The 1,248-nt window shown below is 63.4% G+C and carries 1 protein-coding gene and 1 pseudogene; both read left to right on the top strand.

Going from position 1 to position 1,248, the window contains the following annotated elements:
* Positions 1-228 (top strand): annotated as a pseudogene (locus FJ980_RS32540) (chloromuconate cycloisomerase); the annotation flags it as partial.
* 233 nt (positions 229-461) lie between these two features.
* On the top strand, positions 462-1,248 hold a 787-nt coding region (locus FJ980_RS32545; protein ID WP_246676681.1), incomplete at its 3' end, for an ABC transporter substrate-binding protein.

Below are 1,248 nucleotides of genomic sequence, written 5' to 3' on the forward strand. Positions count from 1 at the left end.
GAACCGAACCAGTCGCTGTTTCGCATGCAACCGACCGACATCACCGAGGAAGGACCGTTTTGCCCGAGGAACAATGTCGTGCCTGTGCCGGAGGGGCCCGGTCTCGGCATCACATTGTCGCGAGAACGGCTCGCTGCCTGCCATCGCGACTTCGCCGAGAACGGGCCCTGCAACAAATATCACGATCCGGCAAAGCCCGGAACTTACCGTCGTTTGCCGCTGAACTAGATGAGGGCGGCCGGCCAAAACAGAAGAAGCCAGCCACCGCGATCCCGATCGGAAAGGGTGGCCACGGACCAGAGGAAGCAGTGCAGCCCAGAAACCGGCACGTCCACGCCAAGGACTGGATGGACCGGACAAAACCGCGTGCTACAGTCCCGGTCTACAGGCCTCTGGCGACCGGAAACGGTGTAGTCGCGAATTTTCGTCAACCATAAGAAACAGGGGAAAGGGTCAAACCCATGAGCAAGAATTATCGCATTCTCGACCTCATCCGGCGCAACCGCTCGCCGCTCGAAAATCACCTCATCGACGGTCTCGTCGACGGCCGTGTCAGCCGCCGCGACTTCATCCGCCATGGCAGCCTGCTCGGCCTGTCGCTGCCGCTGCTGGGCGGCATCACCACGGCCGCGGGCCTCGGCGCCATGCCGTCGCTCGTCCGGGCGCAAGGCGCGCCAGGCGCCACGATCCGCGTCGCAAGCAGCGTGCCGGCGGCGACGATCGATCCTGTCACCATCGCCGATGCCGGCGGCCTGCTGATCATGCAGCAAGTCGCGGAGTTCCTCTGCGTCGACGGCCCCGATCGCGGGCGCAAGCCGGCGCTGGCTGAAAGCTGGAAGCCGAACGACAACGGCTCGGTGTGGACTTTCAAGCTGCGCAAGGGCGTGAAGTTCCATAGCGGCGGCGAGATGAAGGCCGACGACGTGGTGGCCAGCATCGACCGGATCGCCGACCCGGCCAACTCGTCCAACGCACTGTCGGTGTTCACCGGCATCCTGTCGAAGGGCGCCAGCAAGAAGGTCGACGACTACACGGTGGAATTCCACCTCGACGCCCCGAACGGCAACTTTCCCTACATGGTGTCGTCCGACAATTACAACGCCGTCATCGTGCCGGCGAGTTACAAGGGCGACTACGAAAAGAGCTTCGACGGCACCGGGCCCTTCAAGATCGACAAATACACGCCAAAGGTCGGCGCGTCCTTCGTCCGCAACGAAGGCTACTGGGGCGAGAAGGCGCTGCCGGAAC

It is taken from the genome of Mesorhizobium sp. B1-1-5 (assembly GCF_006443065.1).
Taxonomy (GTDB): Bacteria; Pseudomonadota; Alphaproteobacteria; order Rhizobiales; family Rhizobiaceae; genus Mesorhizobium.